Annotated in this window: 20 protein-coding genes; 15 read left to right on the top strand and 5 right to left on the bottom strand. The window is 68.2% G+C overall.

Annotated elements, in window-relative coordinates:
* Positions 1–16: 16 nt before the first annotated feature.
* The 3 genes from KHC24_RS06385 (at position 17) to KHC24_RS06375 (ending at position 3,591) form a co-directional block, all read left to right on the top strand.
* Positions 17–1,171 carry a TRAP transporter substrate-binding protein gene (locus tag KHC24_RS06385; protein ID WP_213360844.1) on the top strand — a complete coding sequence of 385 codons (1,155 nt, stop codon included), beginning with the start codon at positions 17–19 and terminating at the stop codon, positions 1,169–1,171.
* A 492-nt stretch (positions 1,172–1,663) separates the two neighbouring features.
* Positions 1,664–2,263, top strand: a complete 600-nt coding sequence (locus KHC24_RS06380) for a TRAP transporter small permease subunit (protein ID WP_213360842.1) — start codon at positions 1,664–1,666, stop codon at positions 2,261–2,263.
* Positions 2,263–3,591: a TRAP transporter large permease gene (locus KHC24_RS06375; protein ID WP_213360830.1), complete on the top strand. Its 1,329-nt coding sequence runs from the start codon at positions 2,263–2,265 to the stop codon at positions 3,589–3,591. The genes KHC24_RS06380 and KHC24_RS06375 overlap by 1 nt, the downstream gene beginning before the upstream one ends.
* 249 nt (positions 3,592–3,840) lie before the next feature.
* Here KHC24_RS06375 and KHC24_RS06370 read toward each other — a convergent pair whose 3' ends face one another.
* Positions 3,841–5,328 (bottom strand): helicase HerA domain-containing protein, encoded by a 1,488-nt coding sequence (locus KHC24_RS06370; RefSeq protein WP_213360828.1) that lies wholly within the window; start codon positions 5,326–5,328, stop codon positions 3,841–3,843.
* Between the two features lie 196 nt (positions 5,329–5,524).
* Between KHC24_RS06370 and KHC24_RS06365 the strand changes: the two genes are divergently transcribed.
* Both KHC24_RS06365 and bcsS read left to right on the top strand, forming a co-directional pair.
* A complete protein-coding gene (locus KHC24_RS06365) occupies positions 5,525–5,983 on the top strand; it encodes a DUF488 domain-containing protein (protein WP_213360826.1) in 459 nt (152 codons plus the stop codon).
* Between the two features lie 137 nt (positions 5,984–6,120).
* Positions 6,121–6,852, top strand: a complete 732-nt coding sequence (bcsS, locus tag KHC24_RS06360; protein ID WP_213360824.1) for a cellulose biosynthesis protein BcsS — start codon at positions 6,121–6,123, stop codon at positions 6,850–6,852.
* Between the two features lie 78 nt (positions 6,853–6,930).
* On the opposite strand, the gene KHC24_RS06355 is transcribed toward bcsS, so the two are convergent.
* From KHC24_RS06355 to KHC24_RS06345, 3 genes are read right to left on the bottom strand one after another with little or no spacing between them, the layout of a single operon-like run.
* Positions 6,931–8,607 (bottom strand): NTP transferase domain-containing protein, encoded by a 1,677-nt coding sequence (locus KHC24_RS06355; RefSeq protein WP_213360817.1) that lies wholly within the window; start codon positions 8,605–8,607, stop codon positions 6,931–6,933.
* A complete protein-coding gene (locus KHC24_RS06350; RefSeq protein WP_213360809.1) occupies positions 8,604–9,332 on the bottom strand; it encodes an XdhC family protein in 729 nt (242 codons plus the stop codon). The genes KHC24_RS06355 and KHC24_RS06350 overlap by 4 nt, the downstream gene beginning before the upstream one ends.
* Entirely contained in the window at positions 9,332–9,679 is a 348-nt protein-coding gene (locus tag KHC24_RS06345) for an XdhC family protein (protein ID WP_213360807.1), read from the bottom strand. Before KHC24_RS06345 ends, KHC24_RS06350 begins: the two co-directional genes overlap by 1 nt.
* Positions 9,680–9,781: 102 nt before the next feature.
* On the opposite strand from KHC24_RS06345, the gene KHC24_RS06340 reads away from it, so the two are divergent.
* The 9 genes from KHC24_RS06340 to KHC24_RS06300 all read left to right on the top strand — a co-directional run bounded on the left by KHC24_RS06340 (position 9,782) and on the right by KHC24_RS06300 (position 19,018).
* Entirely contained in the window at positions 9,782–10,894 is a 1,113-nt protein-coding gene (locus KHC24_RS06340; protein WP_213360805.1) for a lysine-2,3-aminomutase-like protein, read from the top strand.
* Positions 10,895–10,902: 8 nt separating this feature from the next.
* Positions 10,903–12,081 (top strand): BaiN/RdsA family NAD(P)/FAD-dependent oxidoreductase, encoded by a 1,179-nt coding sequence (locus tag KHC24_RS06335; RefSeq protein WP_213361341.1) that lies wholly within the window; start codon positions 10,903–10,905, stop codon positions 12,079–12,081.
* Between the two features lie 448 nt (positions 12,082–12,529).
* The gene (locus tag KHC24_RS06330) at positions 12,530–13,447 is read left to right on the top strand and encodes a branched-chain amino acid ABC transporter permease (protein WP_213360803.1); all 918 of its coding nucleotides are present in this window, start codon (positions 12,530–12,532) and stop codon (positions 13,445–13,447) included.
* A gap of 10 nt (positions 13,448–13,457) precedes the next feature.
* Entirely contained in the window at positions 13,458–14,897 is a 1,440-nt protein-coding gene (livM, locus tag KHC24_RS06325) for a high-affinity branched-chain amino acid ABC transporter permease LivM (RefSeq protein WP_213360795.1), read from the top strand.
* On the top strand, positions 14,897–15,847 hold the full coding sequence (locus KHC24_RS06320) for an ABC transporter ATP-binding protein (protein WP_213360788.1): 951 nt from the start codon (positions 14,897–14,899) through the stop codon (positions 15,845–15,847). The genes livM and KHC24_RS06320 overlap by 1 nt, the downstream gene beginning before the upstream one ends.
* Before the next feature lie 26 nt (positions 15,848–15,873).
* On the top strand, positions 15,874–16,587 hold the full coding sequence (locus tag KHC24_RS06315; RefSeq protein ID WP_213361339.1) for an ABC transporter ATP-binding protein: 714 nt from the start codon (positions 15,874–15,876) through the stop codon (positions 16,585–16,587).
* 115 nt (positions 16,588–16,702) lie between these two features.
* A complete protein-coding gene (locus KHC24_RS06310) occupies positions 16,703–17,068 on the top strand; it encodes a DUF6867 family protein (protein WP_213361337.1) in 366 nt (121 codons plus the stop codon).
* 145 nt (positions 17,069–17,213) lie between these two features.
* A complete protein-coding gene (locus tag KHC24_RS06305) occupies positions 17,214–18,314 on the top strand; it encodes a branched-chain amino acid ABC transporter substrate-binding protein (RefSeq protein ID WP_213360787.1) in 1,101 nt (366 codons plus the stop codon).
* A gap of 197 nt (positions 18,315–18,511) precedes the next feature.
* Positions 18,512–19,018: a GNAT family N-acetyltransferase gene (locus KHC24_RS06300; RefSeq protein ID WP_213360785.1), complete on the top strand. Its 507-nt coding sequence runs from the start codon at positions 18,512–18,514 to the stop codon at positions 19,016–19,018.
* Between the two features lie 13 nt (positions 19,019–19,031).
* Here the strand turns inward: KHC24_RS06300 and KHC24_RS06295 are convergent, their stop codons facing one another.
* A complete protein-coding gene (locus KHC24_RS06295) occupies positions 19,032–19,763 on the bottom strand; it encodes a cytochrome c biogenesis CcdA family protein (protein ID WP_213360783.1) in 732 nt (243 codons plus the stop codon).
* Between the two features lie 195 nt (positions 19,764–19,958).
* On the opposite strand from KHC24_RS06295, the gene KHC24_RS06290 reads away from it, so the two are divergent.
* Positions 19,959–20,975: a P1 family peptidase gene (locus tag KHC24_RS06290; protein ID WP_213360781.1), complete on the top strand. Its 1,017-nt coding sequence runs from the start codon at positions 19,959–19,961 to the stop codon at positions 20,973–20,975.
* Positions 20,976–21,134: the final 159 nt, after the last annotated feature.

The raw sequence follows: 21,134 nt of genomic DNA, 5'->3' as shown, positions 1-21,134 counted from the left end.
ACAGGAGGAACGACCCATGACCGATACGTCAGGGAAGAGCGTCGATGCACGCGCTCACGTCGATACGCAGGCCGATGCCGTCCCGTCCCGCCGCCGCTTCATCGCCACCGCCGCCGTCGCCGGTGCCGCGGTGGTCGCCAGCCCGGCGGTGCATGCGCAGGCGCCGATCAGGCTGAAATTCCAGTCGACCTGGCCGAACAAGGACATCTTCCACGAGTTCGCCGGCGACTTCACGAAGCGGGTCAACGCCATGGCCGGTGGCCGGGTCGAGCTCGACCTGCTGCCCGCCGGCGCGGTGGTGCCCGCCTTCCAGATGCTCGACGCGGTATCGGCCGGCATTCTCGACGGCGGCCACGGCGTCGCCGCCTACTGGTACGGCAAGAACAAGGCGTTCTCGCTGTTCGGCACCGCCCCGGCCTTCGGCTGGGACGCCGACGAGCTGCTCGGCTGGATCCGTTATGGCGGCGGGCAGGAGCTCTATGACGACCTGGTGCACAACACGCTGAAGCTCAACGTCGTCGGCATGCTCACCGGGCCGATGCCGAGCCAGCCGCTGGGCTGGTTCAAGACCGAGATCTCCAGCATCGACCAGATGAAGGGCATGAAGTATCGCACGGTCGGCCTGGGCGCCGACCTGTTCAAGGAACTGGGCGCCGCGGTGACCATCGTGCCCGGCGGCGAGATCGTGCCGGCGATCGATCGCGGCCTGCTGGAAGGCGCCGAGTTCAACAACCCCTCCTCCGACCTGGTGCTCGGCTTCCCCGATGTCGCCAAGGTCTACATGATCCAGAGCTACCACCAGGCGCTGGAATGCTTCGAGGTGCTGTTCAACAAGACCAAGTTCGACGCCATGCCGAAGGACGTGCAGGAGATCATCAAGGCGGCGGCGGATGCCACCTCCGCCACCATGATGTGGAAGGCGCAGGACCGCTACTCGAAGGACCTCGAGGCCATCAAGGCCCGCGGCGTGAAGGTGATACCGACACCAAAGCCGGTGCTGGAGGCGCAGCTGAAGGCCTGGGACGTGGTGATCGCCAACCTTTCCGCCGATCCGGTGTTCAAGAAGGTGATCGACAGCCAGAAGGCCTGGGCGCAGCGCATCGTCGGCTTCCGGCTGCAATACGAGCCGGATTCGAAGATGGCCTACGACCACTTCTTCCCCTCCGCGTGAAGGAGCGGGGCGGCGCGGCGCTCTTTGGCCCGACACCCCATCGCCTGACACGCCGTCATGGCCGGGTTTTATTCGGTCATCGACGCGGCCCCACCCGGCGCACCGGGAACCACGGCGCGGATGCCCGCAACTCGGCTGAAGCCGAGTTGCGCTCGCGGAAAACCGAAGTCGGCAACAGCCGACTTCGGGCCAAGCCCGGACGTGATGGTGTGTTGGCGGGGGCCCGCATGTTCCTCCCTTCTCCCTCTCCCCGTCGGGGAGAGGTGACCTGCGAAACGGGTCGGTGAGGGGAACTGGGCGGAAACGGTTGCGTGGGGCCGTCCAACTGGATGGTCCGGATGAGCACGGCGCTTCTCCCAGGCCGAGGCGGCCCGCCGCTCTCACCCGGCCCTCTCCCCGCCGGGAAGAGGGCTTCCCTGCGCTGTGCCTCCGGCCGCCTCCTCGCGCTCTGGCCGAGCCCTCCCTTGCCGCCCTCCTCCCCGAGGCTCCTCCATGCAATCGATTCTTCTCGCCGTCGACCGGCTGAACGCCTTCATCGGCAAGGCTTTCGCCTGGTGCATCGTCCTGCTGACGCTGGCGATCAGCTATGAAGTCTTCCGCCGCTACGTGCTGCGCGATCCCACCACCTGGGCCTATGATGTCAGCCTGATGCTCTATGGCGCGCTGTTCATGATGGCGGGCGCCTACACGCTCTCGCGCAACGGCCATGTGCGCGGCGACTTCCTCTACCGCAACTGGCGGCCGCAGACGCAGGCGAAGAGCGACCTCGTTCTCTACTTCCTGTTCTACTTCCCCGGCATCCTCGCGATGATCTACGCCGGCTGGGGTTACTTCCACCTCTCCTACCTGCTCAATGAGCACTCCTCCTTCAGCCCGGACGGGCCGGTGATCTGGCCGTTCAAGGCGCTGATCCCGATCACCGGCGTGCTGATGCTGCTGCAGGGCGTGGTCGAGGTGGCGCGCTGCATCATCTGCATTCGCGACGGCGACTGGCCGCAACGGCTGCACGATGTCGAGGAGATGGAGAAGATCATCCTCGAGGAAGCCGCCAACCGCGCCGAGCGCGAAGGCACCACGCGGGGGGCGCTGTGATGTTTCTCTCGGAGCCCGCCCTCGGCATCCTGATGCTGGTGCTATTCCTGATCTTCCTGATGCTCGGCTTTCCCATCGCCTTCACGCTGATGGCGCTGGGGGTGGGCTTCGGCTACTTCACGCAGGGCGACAGCATCTTCAACCTGTTCGTGCAGCGCACCTATTCGGTGATGGCGAACGACGTGCTGATCTCGATCCCACTGTTCCTGTTCATGGGCTATGTGATCGAGCGCGCCAACATCCTCGACCGGCTGTTCCGCTCCATCCAGCTCGCCGCCGCCTGGCTGCCCGGCTCCCTGGCGGTGGCGACGCTGATCACCTGTGCGCTGTTTGCCACCGCCACCGGCATCGTCGGCGCCGTGGTGACGCTGATGGGGCTGCTCGCCTTCCCCGCCATGCTGCGCGCCGGCTACGATACCCGCATCGCTGCCGGCGTCATCTGCGCCGGCGGCTGTCTCGGCATCCTGATCCCGCCGAGCGTGATGCTGATCCTCTACGGCGCCACCGCCGGCGTCTCGGTGGTGAAGCTCTACGCCGCCGCCTTCATCCCCGGCCTCGGCCTGGCGCTGATGTACATGACCTATGTCGTCATCCGCGCCATGATCAATCCGGCGCTGGCGCCGAAGCTGCCTATGGCGGAGCGCAACGTTCCGACGCTGACCATCATCTGGGCGCTGCTGACCTCGTTCCTGCCGCTGGTAATGCTGATCACCGCCGTGCTCGGCTGCATCATCCTCGGCCTCGCGACGCCCTCCGAAGCCGCGGCGGTCGGCGCCGCCGGCGCGGTGCTGCTGGCGCTGGCCTACCGCACCTTCAGCGTGCAGAAGCTGAAGGATTCGGTGTTCCTCACCGCCCGCGCCTCGGCGATGGTGTGCTGGCTTTTCGTCGGCTCGGCAGTGTTCTCGGCGGTGTTCGCGCTGCTGGGCGGCCAGCGGGTGGTGGAAGAGTTCATCATGTCGCTGGACCTCGGGCCGATCGGCTTCCTGCTGCTGACCCAGGCGATCATCTTCGTGCTGGGCTGGCCGCTGGAATGGACGGAGATCATCGTGATCTTCCTGCCGATCTTCCTGCCGCTGCTCGACCATTTCGGCATCGACCCGATCTTCTTCGGGGTGCTGGTGGCGCTGAACCTGCAGACCTCGTTCCTGTCGCCGCCGGTCGCCATGGCGCCGTTCTACCTGAAGGGCGTGGCGCCGAAACACGTGTCGATCGACGAGATCTTCTCCGGCGTGATGCCGTTCATCGCCATCGTGGTGTTCGCCATGGCGCTGCTCTACATCTTCCCCGGCATCGCGCTCTGGCTGCCGAGCTATCTCTATGGGGGGTGAGGCACGGAACACTCCGGCACCTCAAACATCTGGCCGGCGATTGCCGAAAGAGCGGCGAAACACCCTCTCCCCCCTGGGGAGAGGGATGGGGTGAGGGCGCGCCACGGCTCGGCGATGTCGTCTCCCCTCGCCGCCCCGCTTCGCGGGCCACCTCTCCCCAATGGGGAGAGGAAATGAAAGGTCGGACGCTGAAGTGCCCGATGCAGTTGGGCCTCCAGGGACGCAGGACGGTCCCGCCTCCCCACCCGCTCACGCCGTCGCCGAGGCGCCTTTGGGGTCGCCCGGCGCGGTCTTCCAGCCGAGCGCCGGGAAACGTACCACCCGGCGGCCGCGGAAATCGTTCTCGCAGACGAGATGGCCGCGCTCTTCCATATAGGTGAGCAGCCAGCGCCCGCGCGAGGGCGAGCGGCTGCCATAGGCGCGGGCGAGCTCCTCGTCGGCCGGCGAGGGCATGCCCTCCATGCCGGCGCGGGCGATGAGCAGAAACACGCCCTGCATCTCCTCCGGCAGGCCGGCCGCCTGCTCGACCGCGCGGCGCCACTCGACGTCGCGCCCCTCGCCGCCGGCTCCCTCGACGCCGGCGCGGGCGATGGCGAGACGGCGGGTGAACTCGGCGAGATCGGGCATGCGCGAGCCGACGCGGCGCACCCGGCAATGCACGGTGAAATCCGGGTAGAGCGTCGCCGCCGAGCGGAACGGCGCGTCGGGATCGGCGACGAACTGGTGGACGATTTCCTCGATCAGCGCCTCGCGCTCCGCCTCGATGGCGGCGGCGGCCTCGGCATCCGGCTCGGCCGCGACCGGGGCGACGGCGTGCTCCAGCTGCTCCAGCACCTCGTCGGCGGAGGGGGCGGCCGGGCGCGACGCGGGCGCCGGCATCGGCAGGCCGTCATCCTCGAAGATGAGCCCCTGCATGGCGCCCGACTCCATGTCCGGCAGCGGCATCAGCGCCGGGCGGCCATTGCGGGTGCCGGTCTCGACGAAGCCGATCTTCACCGGCAGCGGCCGGCGGGACAGCGCCGGGCCGAGCGCCACGAAGGAGCCGGTGTTGAGGTCGCGGAAGCTCTCCGCCTGCCGCTTCTCCATGCCGAGCAGATCGGCGGCGCGCGCCATGTCGATATCGAGGAAGGTGCGGCCCATCAGGAAGTTGGAGGCTTCCGCCGCCACGTTCTTGGCCAGCTTGGCGAGGCGCTGGGTGGCGATGACGCCGGCCAGCCCGCGCTTGCGGCCGCGGCACATCAGATTGGTCATCGCCATCAGCGATGCCCGGCGCGCCTCCTCGGAGATTTCCGCCGCACCGGCGGGGGCGAAGAGCTGCGCCTCGTCCACCACCACCAGCATCGGGAACCAGTAGTCGCGCTCGATGTCGAACAGCCCGTTGAGGAAGGCGGCGGCCGAGCGCATCTGCGCGTCCGCATCCAGCCCTTCGAGATTGAATACCACCGAGGCGCGGTGCCGGCGGATGCGGGCGGCGATGCGCCCCAGCTCGCTCTGGGTGCGCTCGGCGTCGATGACGACATGGCCGAAGCGCTCGGCGAGGCCGACGAAGTCGCCTTCCGGATCGATGATCGCCTGCTGCACATGGCCGGCGCTCTGCTCCAAGAGGCGGCGCAGCAGATGCGATTTGCCGGACCCGGAATTGCCCTGCACCAGCAGGCGGGTCGACAGCAGCTCCTCCAGATCGAGCCGCACCGGCTGGCCGGCCGGATTGGCCCCGAGCTCGATGGCGATGGTCATGGTCTGCTTCGCGTCCCGATAATCGCCTGATGCTCCAGCTGTCCCCGCCACGCTCTAGCACTATCGCGCGCGCGGGGAGCGGCACCGGCGTAGAAGTCCACAGATTCGCAGCCTCCCGGCAAGGGGGACGATGAGGCGTCGACGGGCGTTAACAACGGACGTCGACAAGGCGGCGCGGCTCGGACACAGTAGCCGCATGTCCGATCCCACGCTGTTCACCATCGGTTACGAGCAGGCCAGCTCCTCGGCGGTGCTCGACGAGCTGGCGCAGGCCGGCGTCGAACTGCTCGTGGATGTGCGGGCGGTGGCGGCCTCGCGCCGGGCCGGCTTCTCCAAGACCCTGCTGGCGGCCGGGGTGGCGGAACGCGGCATCGGCTATCTGCATCTGCGCGGCCTCGGCACCCCGGCGGAAGGCCGACAGGCGGCGCGAAGCGGCCAGCATGCTACCATGCAGCGCATCTTCGCCGCGCATATGGCGACGCCGACCGCACAGGAGCAGCTCGACGAATTGATCGGCCTCGTCGAGGCCGGCAGGCGGGTCTGCCTGCTCTGCTTCGAGCGGCATCCCGAGCATTGCCACCGGCTCATCGTCGCCAATCTGGTCTGCGAACGCGTCGAGGTGCCGGTGACCCACCTCATGGCTGCGCCGCTGTAGCTTCATACCGCGACCAATTGCCCACAACGCAGGCGTGTATATCGATCTTATGCGCGCAGTGATTCGTTGGCAGGCGCTTCGGCCGATGCTCGTATTGGCTGAGGTACTGATTTTCACAACTTTTGGAATGGATCGGCATGGCGGGCATCGACCGTCTGGCGCTGCGGTTTTTGCTTGCCGTCGCGGGACCCGGCGCTGCCGGCGCCGAGGAACCGGCGCGGCAAAACCCGTTTGCCGACCGCTCCTATTTCTATTCCGGCGTCGATGTCGCCCGCGACACCTCCTATGGCTGGGCCGGCGCGGCCTGGTCGCCCTTCGGTGCCATGCATGAGGAGGGCTTCCGCCTGCGGGCCCAGGGTGGCGGCGGCCGCTATTCCTACCGCACCGATGCGGTGCCCGGCGGCTGGAACAATGCCTCCAAGGCGGAGGGCGAGGTGCTGGCCGGCTGGCAGTTCCTCGCCGGCGGCCATGCGCTGGCGGTCTATGGCGGGGTGAACCTGCGCCAGGACACCCTCGACCGCCCCGATCCGTCGAACCGCGACCAGGGCAGCCATGTCGGCGTAAAGGGCGTGGTGGAATGGTTTCACCGCCCGGCGCCGGACTGGGTGGCGAGCGCGGCGGCCGGCGCGTCCACGGCGGACGAGACGGCGTCGCTGCGGGCGGCTTTCGGCCGCAAGATCACCGATCAGGTGGAACTCGGCACCGAGGCGATGGGGTATGCCGACTGGTTCTCCAACACCGCCGGCGTCGGGCTCTACCTCGCCAATCCCCTGCCCGGCCGGCAATGGCGCGTCGCCGGCGGCTGGCGCTGGAGCAGCGACAGCCCGGACGGCGCCTATGGCTCGCTGTCCTTCTACACGCCGTTCTAGGCAAACCGTTCCGGCACCCGACCTCGCGCCTCTTCCTGACGCGAACCGGCACCATGCCTCGCGCGACAAGCTCCGGCCTCAGGCGTCCTCGGCCTGCATGCCGTCCAGCGCCGGGCGGGCATCGACATGGGCGGTCTCGGCGATGTGGTGCAGCTCCAGCGCCTGAAGCTCCTCCAGCGTGTCGACATCGACGAAGGCCGCGTCGTCGCTGACCTCGACATCGGCCACCGCCTCGGCATTCTCGGCGAGGAGATGCCGCGCGCCGACATCGCCGGTGAGCGCCGCCAGCGCCGGGAACACCCGCCGTGCCCAGACCACCGGATTGCCGCGCCGCCCCTCGCGCGACGGCGCCGCCGCGATGGCGCCGGGCGTCGAGTCGAGCGCGGCGATCAACCGGTCGATCAGGCCGGCATGCACCTTCGGCATGTCGCCGAGCATCACGGCGGCGGCCGGCGCTTCCGGCGGCACCGCGCCGAGGCCGACGCGGATCGAGCTCGACAGGCCCTCGGCATAATCGGGATTGTGGATGAGGTGCACCGGCAGCCCGACGAGCGCCGCGCGCAGCTTGGCGGCGTCATGGCCGGTGACGACGATCACTGGCCGCGCATGCGAGGCGAGCGCCGAGAGCACCACGCGGCGCACCATCGGCTCGCCGTCGAGCGGGGCGGTGAGCTTGTAGGTCTCCGGCATGCGGGTGCCGCGGCCGGCGGCGAGCACGATGGCGGCGGTCGGGCCGCCGGCGTGCGGGGCCGCGCCTTCGCGCGGCTGCGGGCGGGACGGGATTTCCATCAGAAGACCTCCTACACCCATCGAGACGATATCGGCCCGCGAAACCGGGAGGCCGGCGAGCAGCCGGTTCAGCACCCAGTCGAAGCCGTTTTCCTTCGGGCTGCGGGCGCATCCCGGCGCGCCGAGCACCGGCAGCGCACCCAGCCGGCCGGTGAGCAGCAGATTACCCGGATCGACCGGCATTCCCAAGTGCTCGATGACGCCTCCGGCGGCTTCCAGCCCGGCGGGAATGACATCTCGGCGATCGGCGATCGCCGAGGCTCCGAACACGATGGCCAGCTCGGCACCGGCCGCCTGCGCACGCTCCAGTCCGTGCCGCACGCCCTCCGTGGTGTGCGGTACCCGCTCCTCATGGCCGATGACGGCGCCGGCGGCGGCCAGCCTTGCCGCGGTCACCCGCAGCGTCTTGGCGATCACCTTCTCCGCCAGCCCCGGCAGCAGCGTCGAGATCACCGCGACGCGCGCGAGCCGGAACGGCACCACCTCGACCAGCGGCGGCCGCCCGGCCAGCACCGTCTCCACCGCCGCCATCACCGAGCCCGCCACCGCGAAGGGGATGATCTTGACGGTGGCGATCATTTCGCCGGCCTGCACCGGCCGGAATTCCGGCAGCGTCGCCAGCGTCACCGCCTCGTCGACGGCGTTGAGCGCATCGACGCCGGCGCGGTCCACCCGCACCAGCCCGGCGCAGCGGGCACGGATATTGGCGCGGCCGGTGAAGGCGGAATCGGGCTCCGCCTCGGCGCCGGTGACCGCCGCCGCCACCCGCGCCGCCGCCATATCCTCGGCGACGTCGTCGGCCTCGGCCTGCACCACCACGATATCGGCAAGGCCGTGACCGGCCAGGGTGCCGAGCGTACCGGCATCGAGCCGGGTGCCCTTGCGCAGTTCAAGGCCCGGCAGCCTCAGCGAATGGACGTTTACCGCCCCTTCGGCCTCGCCCAGCGGCACGCGGTCGAATTTCATGCCGCCTGCCCGCTCGCCGCCGGCTCGCTTGCCCGTTTGTCCGCCGCCGGCCGACGGCGCAGCTCGCCGACGATCTCGGCGACGATGGAGACCGCGATTTCCGCCGGACTTGCCGCGCCGATGTCGAGCCCGATCGGGGCGTGGATGCGGGCGAGCGTCTCGCGCGGCACGCCCTTTTCCGCCAGCCGGTCGAGCCGCGTCGCATGGGTGCGGCGCGAGCCGAGCGCACCGATATAGAAGCAGTCGCGCGCCAGCGCCTCGATCAGAGCCGGGTCGTCGATCTTGGGATCGTGGGTCAGCGCCGCCACCGCGGTGAAGGCATCGATGCCGAGCCGGGGCAGCACCACGTCCGGCCATTCGGCGTGCACCTCGACATGCGGGAAGCGCTCCGGCGTCGCGAAGGCGGTGCGCGGGTCGACGATGGTCACGTCGAGCCCGGCGAGGCGCGCCATCGGCGCCAGCGCCTGGGCGATATGCACCGCGCCGGTGATGACCAGGCGCGGCGCTGGCACCTCGACGGCGAGGAACAGCCGCTCATTGCCGAGCGTCAGCATGCCGCTCCTGCCGGTGCGGAGCGCCTCGGCGAGCTGCGGCGCCAGCGGGTCGGCCTCGACCGCCGCCGCCTTGACCAGGCGCTGCCGGCCGCTCCCCAGCTCGGTGACCACGACGGCGGCGCGGCGCGCGGCACGCTCGGCGTTCAGCTCCTCAAGCAGCGAGAGGTCCATCAGTTCAGCTTCTCGACATAGACGGCGATGCGCCCACCGCAGGAAAGACCGACCTGCCAGGCCGTGGCGTCGGCGACGCCGAATTCCAGCAGGCGCGGGGCGCCATCGGCGATCACCTCGGCCGCCTCCGCCACCACCGCGCCCTCGACGCAGCCGCCGGACACCGAGCCGAGGAAGCTGCCGGCCTCGTCGATGACCAGATGGCTGCCGACCGGGCGCGGCGCCGAGCCCCAGGTCTCCACCACCGTCGCCAACGCGACGCCGCGGCCCTCGCGGCGCCAGCGGGCCGCGGCTTCCAGTACGTCGTCCTCGCGCCCCGCGGGCGCGCCAGCTACCGTGCCGGCCATGACGGTCTCCCTTGGTTGTCGGGCTCTATATGTGAACGACCATAACGCAATGCAGCACAACCCGCCTTGCCGATAAAGGTGGAAACGGTCACAAGGTCCCGCATGAAGCCGAGCCCATCCGCCGCCACGCCCCTCACCCGCCTGCCGCGCACGCTGCGCAGCGCCGCCGCTCTCGCTGAGGCCGGCCTGCTGCCGCACGACGCGGCGCTGGAGGCGGTTGGCGCGCGCTATGCGGTGGCGGTCACCGCCTCGCTGGCGGCAAAGATGGCGCCGGGCGTGGCGGAAGATCCCATCGCCCGCCAGTTCCTGCCCGATGCGCGCGAACTCGACGAGCGGCCGCAGGAACTCGCCGACCCCATTGGCGATGACGCCCACAGCCCGGTGCCGGGCATCGTGCATCGCTATCCCGACCGGGTGCTGTTGAAGCTGGTCGGCGTCTGCGCCGTCTATTGCCGCTTCTGCTTCCGCCGCGAGATGGTCGGTCCCGGTGCCGAGACCAGCCTGTCGGAGGAGGCGCTCGACGGCGCGCTCGCCTATGTCGCCGGCCATCCCGAGATCTGGGAGGTGGTGGTCACCGGCGGCGATCCCTTCATGGCCTCGGCGCGACGGCTCAAGGAGCTGATGGCGCGGCTCGAAGCCATCCCGCATGTGAAGATCGTGCGCTTCCACACCCGCGTGCCGGTGGCGGCGCCGGAGCGCGTCACCGCCGCCCTGACCGAAGCGCTGCGGTCGCCGGGCCTCACCACCTATGTCGCCGTGCATGCCAACCACGCCCGCGAACTCGACGGCGAGGTGCGTGCGGCGCTGGCCCGCCTTGCCGATGCCGGCATCGCGCTGGTCGGCCAGACCGTGCTGCTGGCCGGGGTGAACGACGATGCCGAGACGCTCGCCGGCCTGTTCCGCGCTTTGGTGGAGGCGCGGGTGAAGCCGTATTACCTGCATCATCCCGACCTCGCGCCCGGCACCGCGCATTTCCGCCTGCCCGTAGAGCGCGGGCAGGAGCTGATGCGGGCGCTGCGCGGGCGGGTCTCCGGCCTCGCACTGCCGACTTATGTGCTCGACATACCCGGCGGCCACGGCAAGGTGCCGATCGGTCCCGGCTATATCGAGCCGGCGCCCGAGGGCTGGCAGGTGACCGACTATTGCGGCGAGGTTCATGCCTACGATCCCCTGGCCTACGATCCCCTCGCCGACGATCCGGCGGCGGAACCGTGAAGACACCGATCGAGAGTTGGGATGTGGTCGTCATCGGTGCCGGCGCCGCCGGGCTGATGTGCGCCATCGAGGCCGCCCGGCGCGGGCGGCGCACCCTCGTCATCGACCATGCTCGCGCGCCAGGTGAAAAGATCCGCATATCCGGCGGCGGGCGCTGCAATTTTACCAATGCCGGCACGACACCGAAGAACTTCCTCTCCGCCAATTCCGGCTTCTGCATTTCGGCGCTGAAGCGCTACACCCAGCAGGACTTCATCGCGCTGGTGCGCCGCCACGGCATCGGCTTCCACGAGAAGACGCTCGGGCAATTATTCTGCGACGGCTCGGCACGGCAGATCGTCGACATGCTGCTGCGGGAACTCAACGACGCCGGCGGCGAGCTGCGCCTCGCCACCTCGGCGGCGCTGCCCGATCGGGTGGAGGGCGGCTTTCGGCTCGCCACCTCCGCCGGCCCGCTCGTCTGCGCCAGCCTCGTGGTCGCCACCGGCGGCAAGTCGATCCCCAAAATGGGTGCCACCGGCTTCGGCTACGACATCGCCGGGCGCTTCGACCTCAAGGTGACGCCGACCCGTCCGGGGCTGGTGCCGCTGACGCTCGACCCGGCACTGCTGGAGCGCCTCGCGCCGCTGGCCGGCATCGGGCTGCCGGCGCGCGCCACCCACGGCAAGGCTCGCTTCGACGAGGCGATCCTGTTCACCCATCGCGGCCTGTCCGGCCCGGCAATCCTGCAGATCTCCTCCTATTGGCGCGAAGGCGACGAGATAGCCCTCGACCTTGCCCCCGGCACCGATGTTTTCGCCGCATTGAGAGCGGCGCGCGGGGAGAATGGCCGGCAGGCGCCGGGCAGCGCGCTGGCGGCACTGCTGCCGCGCCGGCTGGCGCAACTCGCCGGCGACACCCATGCCGCCGGCCGCAACCTCGCCGATCTGTCCGACAAGGCGCTGCGCCAACTGGCGCTTGCGGTTAATGAATGGCGCTTCAAGCCGGCCGGCTCTGAGGGCTACCGCACCGCCGAAGTGACGCTCGGCGGCGTCGATACCGCCGACCTCGACCAGAAGACCATGCAGGCGCGCGCAGTGCCGGGACTGTTCTTCATCGGCGAGGTGGTCGACGTCACCGGCTGGCTCGGTGGCTATAATTTCCAGTGGGCGTGGTCCTCCGGCTGGGCGGCCGGCCAGGCCGCCTGACGCCCCGCTTACTGGCGCCTCTTCGCTTGCCTCCCCTTCGTGCTTTTCGTCACCGGATGCCACATGCCGCCGGTTCGGGCGTGCGACTCGCCGCGCCGGCACCCCGGAGCCACGCCCGGCCATTCCGCCCCCTACTTATTGCTCAGTCATTCAAAAGTGGGGATTGTGTCGTCCATGCGACATTTTTCGGACGCTGAATACCACCGGATTCGCGTGAAATCCCCCACCGCAACAGCCTGAAATTGATTAGATTTTCGGCATTTATGGTATCAAGATACAGATGTATCATTTCTTTCGATGATTTGCATTTCGTCTTTCGATCGAATTGTATCGGATCGCGGCGCAGGCTAAGACTTTGCGAAGCCCATCTCCCGGGCACGATCACAATATGGGCAAACCATACGGGAGCTGGGGTGGCGACATCGGCTGAGGGGAGCCGGCATACATTATGGACGTTTTTGTTCAGCAGCTCATCAATGGGCTGACGCTGGGATCGATCTACGGATTGATCGCCATCGGCTACACCATGGTCTTCGGCATCATCGGCATGGTGAACTTCGCGCATGGCGACGTGTTCATGGTGTCGAGCTTCATCGCGCTCATCTGCTTCCTGCTGGTGACCACGGTCATGGGGATCACCTCGATCTTCCTGGCGCTGGCCATCGTGCTGGTGGTGGCGATGTTCTTCACCTCGCTGATGAACTGGGCGATCGAGCGGGTGGCCTATCGTCCCCTGCGAGGGTCTTTCCGCCTGGCGCCGATGATCTCGGCGATCGGCATGTCGATCTTCCTCGCCAATTTCGTCCAGGTGTCGCAGGGCCCGCGCAACAAGCCGGTGCCGCCGATGGTCACCGATGTGATCGTGATCATGGAGCGCGAGGGCTATCAGGTCACGCTGGCCTGGAAGCAGATCATCATCATGGTGCTGACCTCGGTGCTGCTCTTCGGCTTCTGGTACCTGGTGCAGAAGACCTCGCTCGGCCGCGCCCAGCGCGCCGTCGAACAGGACCGCAAGATGGCGGCGCTGCTCGGCATCAATGTCGATCACACCATCTCGCTCACCTTTGTCATCGGCGCCGCCCTCGCGGCCGTCGCCGGCACCATGTACCTGATGTATTATGGCGTCGCGAATTTCGCCGACGGCTTCGTGCCCGGCGTGAAAGCCTTTACCGCCGCCGTGCTCGGCGGCATCGGCTCGCTGCCCGGCGCGGTTCTCGGCGGCCTGTTGATCGGCCTGATCGAGGTGTTCTGGTCGGCGTATTTCTCGATCGAGTACAAGGACGTGGCAGCGTTCTCCATTCTGGCCATCACGCTGATCTTCCTGCCGCAGGGCCTGCTCGGCCGGCCGGAAGTCGAGAAGGTGTGAGGCGACGTCAATGGCCGTCGACACCGCACATCCAGCCGGCGCCGTCGCAGGCTCCGGCAGCCCCATCCTTCCCGGCGCCCTCAAGGACGCCTTCCTCACCGGGCTGATCGCGCTCGGCCTGCTCGGCCCGCTGGTCGGCTTCGAGACGGTGGTGATCGACGGGGCGCTCGGCCTCGCCTATCGGCCGCTCGTCGTCGCCATCATGGTCGGCATCATCGTCGCCGGACGACTAATCCTCAACCTCACCGTCTGGTCTCCCAACCGGCCGCCCAAGGCACAGGCCGGATCGAGCCCCGTAGCCCGCGGCATCCTCGCCATCTCTCCGGCCTTCAAGCCGGCGCTGCTGGCCTTCGCGGTGGGGTTCCCCTTCTTCGCCACCCTGATGACCGGCGGCCTCAGCGAGAGCCGCTACCTGATCGACCTCGGCATTCTCATCCTCACCTATGTGATGCTGGGCTGGGGTCTCAACATCGTGGTCGGCCTCGCCGGCCTGCTCGACCTCGGCTACGTCGCCTTCTACGCCGTCGGCGCCTACACCTATGCCCTGCTCGCCACCTCGGCGCCGGTGAACGACTTCTTCGCCGCCATTCTCGGCGAGACCTTCTGGGCCAACTGGGCGTTCTGGTTCTGCCTGCCGGCAGCCGGCGCCTTCGCCGGGCTGTGGGGCATGATCCTCGGCTTCCCGGTGCTGCGCCTGCGCGGCGACTACCTCGCCATCGTGACGCTGGCCTTCGGCGAGATCATTCGCCTCGTGCTGATCAACTGGGTGGATTTCACCGGCGGCGGCGCCGGCATCGCCTCGATCCCGCGCGCCACCTTCTTCGGAATTCCGTTCACCGCCGGCGAGGATGGCTTCGCGGCACTGTTCGGGCTTGAATTCAGCCCGATGCACCGCCTCATCTTCCTGTATTTCGTCATCCTGGCGCTGGCGCTGATCACCGCCTTCACCACGGTGCGGCTGCGGCGGCTTCCGGTTGGCCGGGCATGGGAAGCGCTGCGCGAGGACGAGATCGCCTGCCGCTCGCTCGGCCTGAACACCACCAATGTGAAGCTCTCGGCGTTCGCCACCGGCGCGATGTTCGGCGGCTTCGCCGGCTGCTTCTTCGCGGTGCGTGCCGGCTTCGTCTCGCCGGAGAGCTTCACCTTCGACATCTCGGCGATGATCCTCGCCATCGTGGTACTCGGCGGCATGGGCTCGCAGATCGGCGTCGCGGTTGCAGCGGCGGTGATGATGGGCGGCATGGAAATGCTGCGCAATCTCGGCTTCCTGAAACAGATCTTCGGCGACGGCTTCGATCCCAGCCTCTACCGCATGCTGCTGTTCGGCTTCGCCATGGTGGCGATCATGATCTGGAAGCCGCGCGGCCTTGTCTCTTCCCGCGATCCGACGATCTATCTCAAGGAGAAGAAGGCGGTTTCCGGCAGTCTGGTGAAGGAAGGGCACGGCTGATGTCCGACAACGCTCTCCCCATCCATGGCTGGGACAAGGACCCGATCCTCACGGTCGAGCACCTGTTCATGCGGTTCGGCGGCCTCGTGGCCGTCAACGACCTGTCCTTCCGGGTCGGTCGTGGCGACATCACCGCGCTGATCGGCCCCAACGGTGCCGGCAAGACCACGGTGTTCAACTGCATCACCGGCTTCTACAAGCCGAGCGAGGGCCGCCTGATCCTCGGTCACGGTCGCGCGCCCACCGCCGAAGAACTCGACGCCGTGACGCTGAACGGCGAACGCGGCCTCTCCAGCTCCGATGCCGGCGTGTATCTGCTGGAGCGGATGCCCGACTACAAGGTGTCCGGCGAGGCCAAGGTGGCGCGAACCTTCCAGAACATCCGGCTGTTCTCCGGCATGACCGTGCTGGAGAACCTGATGGTCGCCCAGCACAATGCGCTGATGACAGCCTCCGGCTATTCGCTGAAGGGGCTGCTCGGCCTGCCGAGCTGGACCACGGCGCAGAAGGACGCCACCGAGCGGGCGAAATACTGGCTCGACAAGGTCGGCCTCACCGAGCGCGCCGACGACCCGGCCGGCGACCTGCCCTATGGCGCCCAGCGGCGGCTGGAAATCGCCCGCGCCATGTGCTCCGGGCCGATCCTGCTCTGCCTCGACGAGCCGGCGGCCGGCCTCAACCCGCGCGAGAGCCTGGAACTGAACGAGCTCCTGCGCGCCATCCGCGCCGAGCACGGCACCTCCATCCTTCTCATCGAACACGACATGAGCGTGGTGATGGAAATTTCCGACCATGTGGTCGTTCTCGATTACGGCACCAAGATTTCCGATGGCACGCCCGAGGCGGTGAAGCACGACCCGCGCGTCGTCGCCGCCTATCTCGGCGTCGACGAGGACGCGGTCGAGGCGGTCGAGGCAGTGCTCGACGAAGCCACGGGAGCGCAATCGTGAGTGCCGCCGTGACCTCTTCCGAGCCCATGCTCGCCGTGCGCGGCGTCAAGACCTTCTACGGCAACATCATGGCGCTGAAGGGCGTCGACGTGGACGTCCATCGCGGCGAGATCGTCACGCTGATCGGCTCCAACGGCGCCGGCAAGTCGACGCTGATGATGACCATCTTCGGCCAGCCGCGGGCCCGCGAAGGGCAGATCCTCTACGAGGGCCGCGACATCACGAGGATGCCGACCCACGAGATCGCGCATCTGAAGATCGCCCAGTCGCCGGAAGGCCGCCGCATCTTCCCGCGCATGACGGTGTTCGAGAATTTGCAGATGGGCGCTTCCATCGACAATTTCGAGCATTTCGACAGCGATCTCGAGCGGGTGTTCACCTTGTTCCCCCGCCTCAAGGAGCGCATCAGCCAGCGCGGCGGCACATTGTCCGGCGGCGAGCAGCAGATGCTCGCCATCGGCCGGGCGCTGATGAGCCGCCCGCGGCTGCTGATGCTGGACGAGCCCTCGCTCGGCCTGGCGCCGCTGATCGTCAAGCAGATCTTCGACGCCATCCGCGAGCTCAACCGCACCGAGGGGCTCACCGTGTTCCTGGTCGAGCAGAACGCCTTCCACGCGCTGAAGCTCGCCCATCGCGGCTATGTGCTGGTGAACGGTTCCGTCACCATGTCCGGCGAGGGCCGCGAACTGCTGGAGCGGCCGGAAGTGCGCGCCGCCTATCTCGAAGGCGGGAGGCACTGAGATGAGCGAACCCACGCGTCCCAGCCTCATCGCCCAGGGCTCGCCCACCAGCCTCGCCGTGGTGCTGCCGGCGGTGGTGGCAGCCGCCATTCTTCTCGCCAGCATCTTCGCGCCGGTGCTGGTGGTCGAAGCCTCGCGGGCGGATTTCTACCTCGTCACCGTCTTCCTCGGCGGCGGCGCGGCCTGGTTGTCCGGCCGGGCGGTGGCCTCCACCTGGCGCGGCTACCGGCAGGCGGTGATCTATGCGCTGCTGCTCGGCTGCGCGGTGCGCTTCTTTCACTTCGCGCTGTTCGAGGGCACGCTGTTCAGCCTGCCGCATTTCATCACCGATACCGCCTTCGTGCTGGCGATCTCGACACTCGGTTTCCGTGCCGAGCGAGCAAAGCAGATGGCGACACGCTATGGTTGGCTCTACCATCAATCCGGCCCCTTCGGCTGGCAGCGGGGAGCCCCGGATACGCCACGGAAGGACGTAGCGTAGTCCGGCCGAAACCTTTCGCTTCTGCCGTCGACAAGCGCCTGAAAAAGAGCAACATTTGCCCCCGGACGACGAGTACCCAAGGGGCGACTGGCCTGGCCGACGGACCAGCGAACAACCAACCTTTCAGAAGCAGGAGAGACCTTCCATGAAGAAGTTTCTGTTTGCCGGCCTTGCGCTCAGCGCCACCCTGGCGATGGCGCTGCCGGCTTCGGCGCAGGTGAAAGTCGGCGTCGGCGGCCCGATCACGGGCGCCAACGCCACCTTCGGCGCACAGCTGAAGAACGGCGCCGAGCAATGGGCGGCCGATGTCAACGCTGCCGGCGGCCTCCAGGGCCAGAAGGTGGAGATCATCGTCGGTGACGACGCCTCCAAGCCCGAGCAGGGCATCTCGGTGGCGAACAAGTTCATCGCCGACGGCGTGAAGTTCGTGATCGGCCACTTCAACTCGGGCGTGTCGATTCCCGCTTCCGAGCAGTATGCCGAAGGCGGCGTGGTCGCCATCTCCCCGGCCTCGACCAATCCGAAGCTGACCGAGCGCGGCCTCACCAACGTGTTCCGCACCTGCGGCCGCGACGACCAGCAGGGCGCGGTGGCCGCCGAGTACATCGAGAAGAACCTGAAGGGCAAGAAGATCGCCATCGTCCACGACAAGACCCCGTACGGCAAGGGTCTGGCCGACGAGACGCAGAAGGCGATGAACAAGGCCGGCATCAAGGAAGTCGTCTACGAAGGCATCAACCCGGGCGAGAAGGACTATTCGGCTCTCGTCTCGAAGCTGAAGGGCGCCAACGTCGACATCCTCTATTACGGTGGCCTGCACACCGAAGCCGGCCTGCTGGTGCGTCAGATGCGCGACCAGGGCCTGAAGACCGTGCTGTTCTCGGGTGACGGCATCACCGACAAGGAGTTCTGGACCATCGCCGGTCCGGGCGCCGAAGGCACGCTGATGACCTTCGGTCCCGATCCGCGCAAGAACCCCGCCGCCGCCAAGGTCGTCGAGGAGTTCAAGAAGAAGGGCATCGATCCGGAAGGCTACGTGCTCTATTCCTACGCTGCCGGCCAGGTGATCCAGCAGGCGGCCGACGCCACCAAGTCGCTCGATCCGAAGAAGGTCGCCGAGTACATCCACTCCGGCAAGTCCTTCGACACCGTGCTGGGCAAGCTGACCTTCGACAAGAAGGGCGACCGTACCAACCTCGACTACGTCGTCTATGTCTGGAAGGACGGCGGCTACACCGAGCTGTGATCCGCCTCTGACCGGCGCGCCCTGCGGCGCTGCGTTCAAGGCCTGACGATGAGACCCGCCGGTTCGCGCCGGCGGGTTTTCTTTCGCCCCGACTGTGCACTCGGCTGAGCCGGCGGGATGCCCTCCCCGATCTCCGACGCCGTTGCCAGCCGGCGCCCTCCGGATAAACTTGGTCATCCGTGAGGATCGACGTGCCGATGGAAGCGAACCTGCGCCTTGAAAGGGCTCACCCGGAAGATGCGGAAGCGATGCTGCAGGTGCATCGCGCGGCCATTCGCGCCACTGCCGCCGCCTTCTACGAGCCGGATATCATCGAGGCCTGGGCGCCACTGCCGCTGCGGCCCGACCACGTCGACGCCCTCGCGCATCGCATCGAGACCGGGGAGGAGGAGGCGATCGTCGCCCGCGCGCCGGGCGGCAGCGTGATCGGCTTCGGCTCCTTCGTGCCGAGCGGGCGCGAACTGCGCGCCGTATATGTCGCTCCCGAACATGGGCGGCGCGGTATCGGCGGCGCGCTTTTACGGGCGCTCGAGCTCAGGGCACGCAAATACGGTGTGACCGAGTTCGTTCTCGACGCCTCGATCAATGCCGAGGCGTTCTACCATCGCCATGGCTATGTCACGATACGCAGTGGCGAGCATTTGCTGCGGGGCGGACGGCGGATGGCCTGCATCCGCATGCGCAAGTCACTTGCCGCGCGTTAGCGCCAGACCGCGCTCAGCCGAAGCTGGCGAGGCCCGGAAACGTCTCCAGCATCCAGTAGCTGACGCTCGCCATCCAGCCGGAGAGGAAGCCGATGCCGGTCAGCACCAGCAGCGCGCCCATGGTCTTTTCCACCACCGGCAGGTAGCGCCGTGCCCTGGTGAGCACGCCGAGCGCCGGCCGGGCCATCGCCGCCACCAGCAGGAACGGCACCCCGAGCCCGGCGGAATAGACCGCCAGCAGGCCGGCGCCGCGCAGCAGCGTCTGCTCGGAAGCCGCCACCGCCAGGATCGCCGCCAGTACTGGCCCGATGCACGGCGTCCAGCCGAAGGCGAAGGCAAGGCCCATCACATAGGCACCTGCCAGCGTGGCCGGGGCATCCACATGCACGCGCTTGGTGCGCGTCAGCCAGCCGAGGCGCAGCACGCCGAGGAAATTGAGCCCCATCAGAAGGATGGCGATGCCGGCGACGATGGCGAGTTCTTGCGAATAGAGCCGGAGATAGCCGCCGACCACCGAAGCGCCGGCGCCCAGCGCCACGAACACGGTGGAGAAGCCGGCGACGAACAGCGCCGCCGCCGTCAAGGTGCGCCGCGCCGCCGCATCGGTCGGTGCCTTGTGGGTGATCTCGTCGAGGCTGGTGCCGGCGAGATAGCACAGATAGGGCGGCACCAGCGGCAGCACGCAGGGAGAGGCGAAGCTGGCGATGCCGGCGAGGAAAGCGGCCGGAAGCGTAACGTCGGCCATTGACCTTGGCACCCGTGAGCGAATTGACTGGCGATCCAAATCGCGATCCGGATCGCCTCCCGTGCCGGCCGTGCGTCAGTCCGACCTGCGTCCAATGCACGGCCACGGCGGCGAATGCAATGCGGCGATTTCCACCATCGCCGGGATGTGATGGCCGTGCGAGTAGCGGGTAGTGAGTTAGGGAGAGGTAGGCCGATGCGAAATCTGATCACCGACGTCGCCGGGCTGAAGGTCGGCAACGCCACCGACCTCGCTCTCGCCTCCGGGGTCACCACGGTGGTGTTCGACCGGCCGACCACCGCCTCGGTGGATGTGCGCGGCGGCGGACCCGGCACGCGCGAGACCGACCTGCTCGCGCCCGATACTACCGTCGACGCCGTGCATGCGCTGACGCTGAGCGGCGGCTCCGCCTTCGGCATCGATGCCTGCGCCGGAGTGATGGCCGCCCTCGCCGAACAGGGAATCGGCTTTGCCATCGGCGATGCCCGCATCCCCATCGTGCCCGGCTGCGTGCTGTTCGACCTCATCAATGGCGGCGACAAGAACTGGGGCCGCTTCGCCCCCTATCGCGACCTCGGCTACCGGGCCGCCGGGAATGCGGGGCTGGATTTCCCGCTCGGCACCGTCGGCGCCGGCACCGGCGCCACCACGGCCATTCTCAAGGGCGGGCTGGGCTCGGCCTCGGTGAGGGCGGCCAGCGGCCATATGGTGGGCGCCATCGTCGCGGTGAACGCTGTCGGTTCGGTGAATGTCGGCGACGGCCCGCATTTCTGGGCCGCGCCTTTCGAGCGGGACGGCGAGTTCGGCGGCCTCGGCCTGCCGTCCCCCCTGCCCGCCCCGCGCCTCGCCCCGCCGATGAAGGGCATACCGGCGGTCGAGGAGCCGGCGGCGGCCACGCTCGCGAACACCACCATCGCCATCGTCGCCACCGATGCGGTGCTGACCAAGGCGCAATGCAAGCGCCTTGCGGTGATGGCGCAGGATGGGCTCGCCCGCGCCATCTGGCCGGTGCATACGCCACTCGACGGCGACACGGTTTTCGCCGCCGCCACCGGCTTCAAGCCGCTCGCCGAGCCGGTGCGCGACCTCGCCTGGATCGGCGTCGCCGCGGTGGAGGCGCTCGCCCGCGCCTGCGCCCGCGGCGTCTACGAGGCGAGCGCGCTGCCGCAGCCCGGCGCGATCCCCTCCTGGCGCGACAGCTGGGAGCGTTGAGGAGGTATCCTGAGCGGCGGCCGACGGGCGCTATTGCGGCCGGCGCAATAACGGCGACGGCCTGACACGCTTTTGTCGTGTTTGATTGCCGCGCTTGTCGCATCTGTCCAATCGGCATGGCAGGCATGCGCCGGACACTCCCCTCAGCGAAAAGGGGTG

It is taken from the genome of Ancylobacter defluvii, from assembly GCF_018390605.1.
GTDB lineage: Bacteria > Pseudomonadota > Alphaproteobacteria > Rhizobiales > Xanthobacteraceae > Ancylobacter > Ancylobacter defluvii.
The sequence above is the reverse complement of the archived record's forward strand: the minus strand, read 5'-3'. Positions and strand labels throughout refer to the sequence as shown.

Bases quoted from the DNA above. Each gene is read 5' to 3' on its own strand.
- KHC24_RS06385 (WP_213360844.1), top strand. From the start codon at position 17: ATGACCGATACGTCAGGGAAGAGCGTCGATGCACGCGCTCACGTCGAT.
- KHC24_RS06380 (WP_213360842.1), top strand. From the start codon at position 1,664: ATGCAATCGATTCTTCTCGCCGTCGACCGGCTGAACGCCTTCATCGGC.
- KHC24_RS06375 (WP_213360830.1), top strand. From the start codon at position 2,263: ATGTTTCTCTCGGAGCCCGCCCTCGGCATCCTGATGCTGGTGCTATTC.
- KHC24_RS06370 (WP_213360828.1), bottom strand. From the start codon at position 5,328: ATGACCATCGCCATCGAGCTCGGGGCCAATCCGGCCGGCCAGCCGGTG.
- KHC24_RS06365 (WP_213360826.1), top strand. From the start codon at position 5,525: ATGTCCGATCCCACGCTGTTCACCATCGGTTACGAGCAGGCCAGCTCC.
- bcsS (WP_213360824.1), top strand. From the start codon at position 6,121: ATGGCGGGCATCGACCGTCTGGCGCTGCGGTTTTTGCTTGCCGTCGCG.
- KHC24_RS06355 (WP_213360817.1), bottom strand. From the start codon at position 8,607: ATGAAATTCGACCGCGTGCCGCTGGGCGAGGCCGAAGGGGCGGTAAAC.
- KHC24_RS06350 (WP_213360809.1), bottom strand. From the start codon at position 9,332: ATGGACCTCTCGCTGCTTGAGGAGCTGAACGCCGAGCGTGCCGCGCGC.
- KHC24_RS06345 (WP_213360807.1), bottom strand. From the start codon at position 9,679: ATGGCCGGCACGGTAGCTGGCGCGCCCGCGGGGCGCGAGGACGACGTA.
- KHC24_RS06340 (WP_213360805.1), top strand. From the start codon at position 9,782: ATGAAGCCGAGCCCATCCGCCGCCACGCCCCTCACCCGCCTGCCGCGC.
- KHC24_RS06330 (WP_213360803.1), top strand. From the start codon at position 12,530: ATGGACGTTTTTGTTCAGCAGCTCATCAATGGGCTGACGCTGGGATCG.
- livM (WP_213360795.1), top strand. From the start codon at position 13,458: ATGGCCGTCGACACCGCACATCCAGCCGGCGCCGTCGCAGGCTCCGGC.
- KHC24_RS06320 (WP_213360788.1), top strand. From the start codon at position 14,897: ATGTCCGACAACGCTCTCCCCATCCATGGCTGGGACAAGGACCCGATC.
- KHC24_RS06315 (WP_213361339.1), top strand. From the start codon at position 15,874: ATGCTCGCCGTGCGCGGCGTCAAGACCTTCTACGGCAACATCATGGCG.
- KHC24_RS06305 (WP_213360787.1), top strand. From the start codon at position 17,214: ATGAAGAAGTTTCTGTTTGCCGGCCTTGCGCTCAGCGCCACCCTGGCG.
- KHC24_RS06300 (WP_213360785.1), top strand. From the start codon at position 18,512: ATGGAAGCGAACCTGCGCCTTGAAAGGGCTCACCCGGAAGATGCGGAA.
- KHC24_RS06295 (WP_213360783.1), bottom strand. From the start codon at position 19,763: ATGGCCGACGTTACGCTTCCGGCCGCTTTCCTCGCCGGCATCGCCAGC.
- KHC24_RS06290 (WP_213360781.1), top strand. From the start codon at position 19,959: ATGCGAAATCTGATCACCGACGTCGCCGGGCTGAAGGTCGGCAACGCC.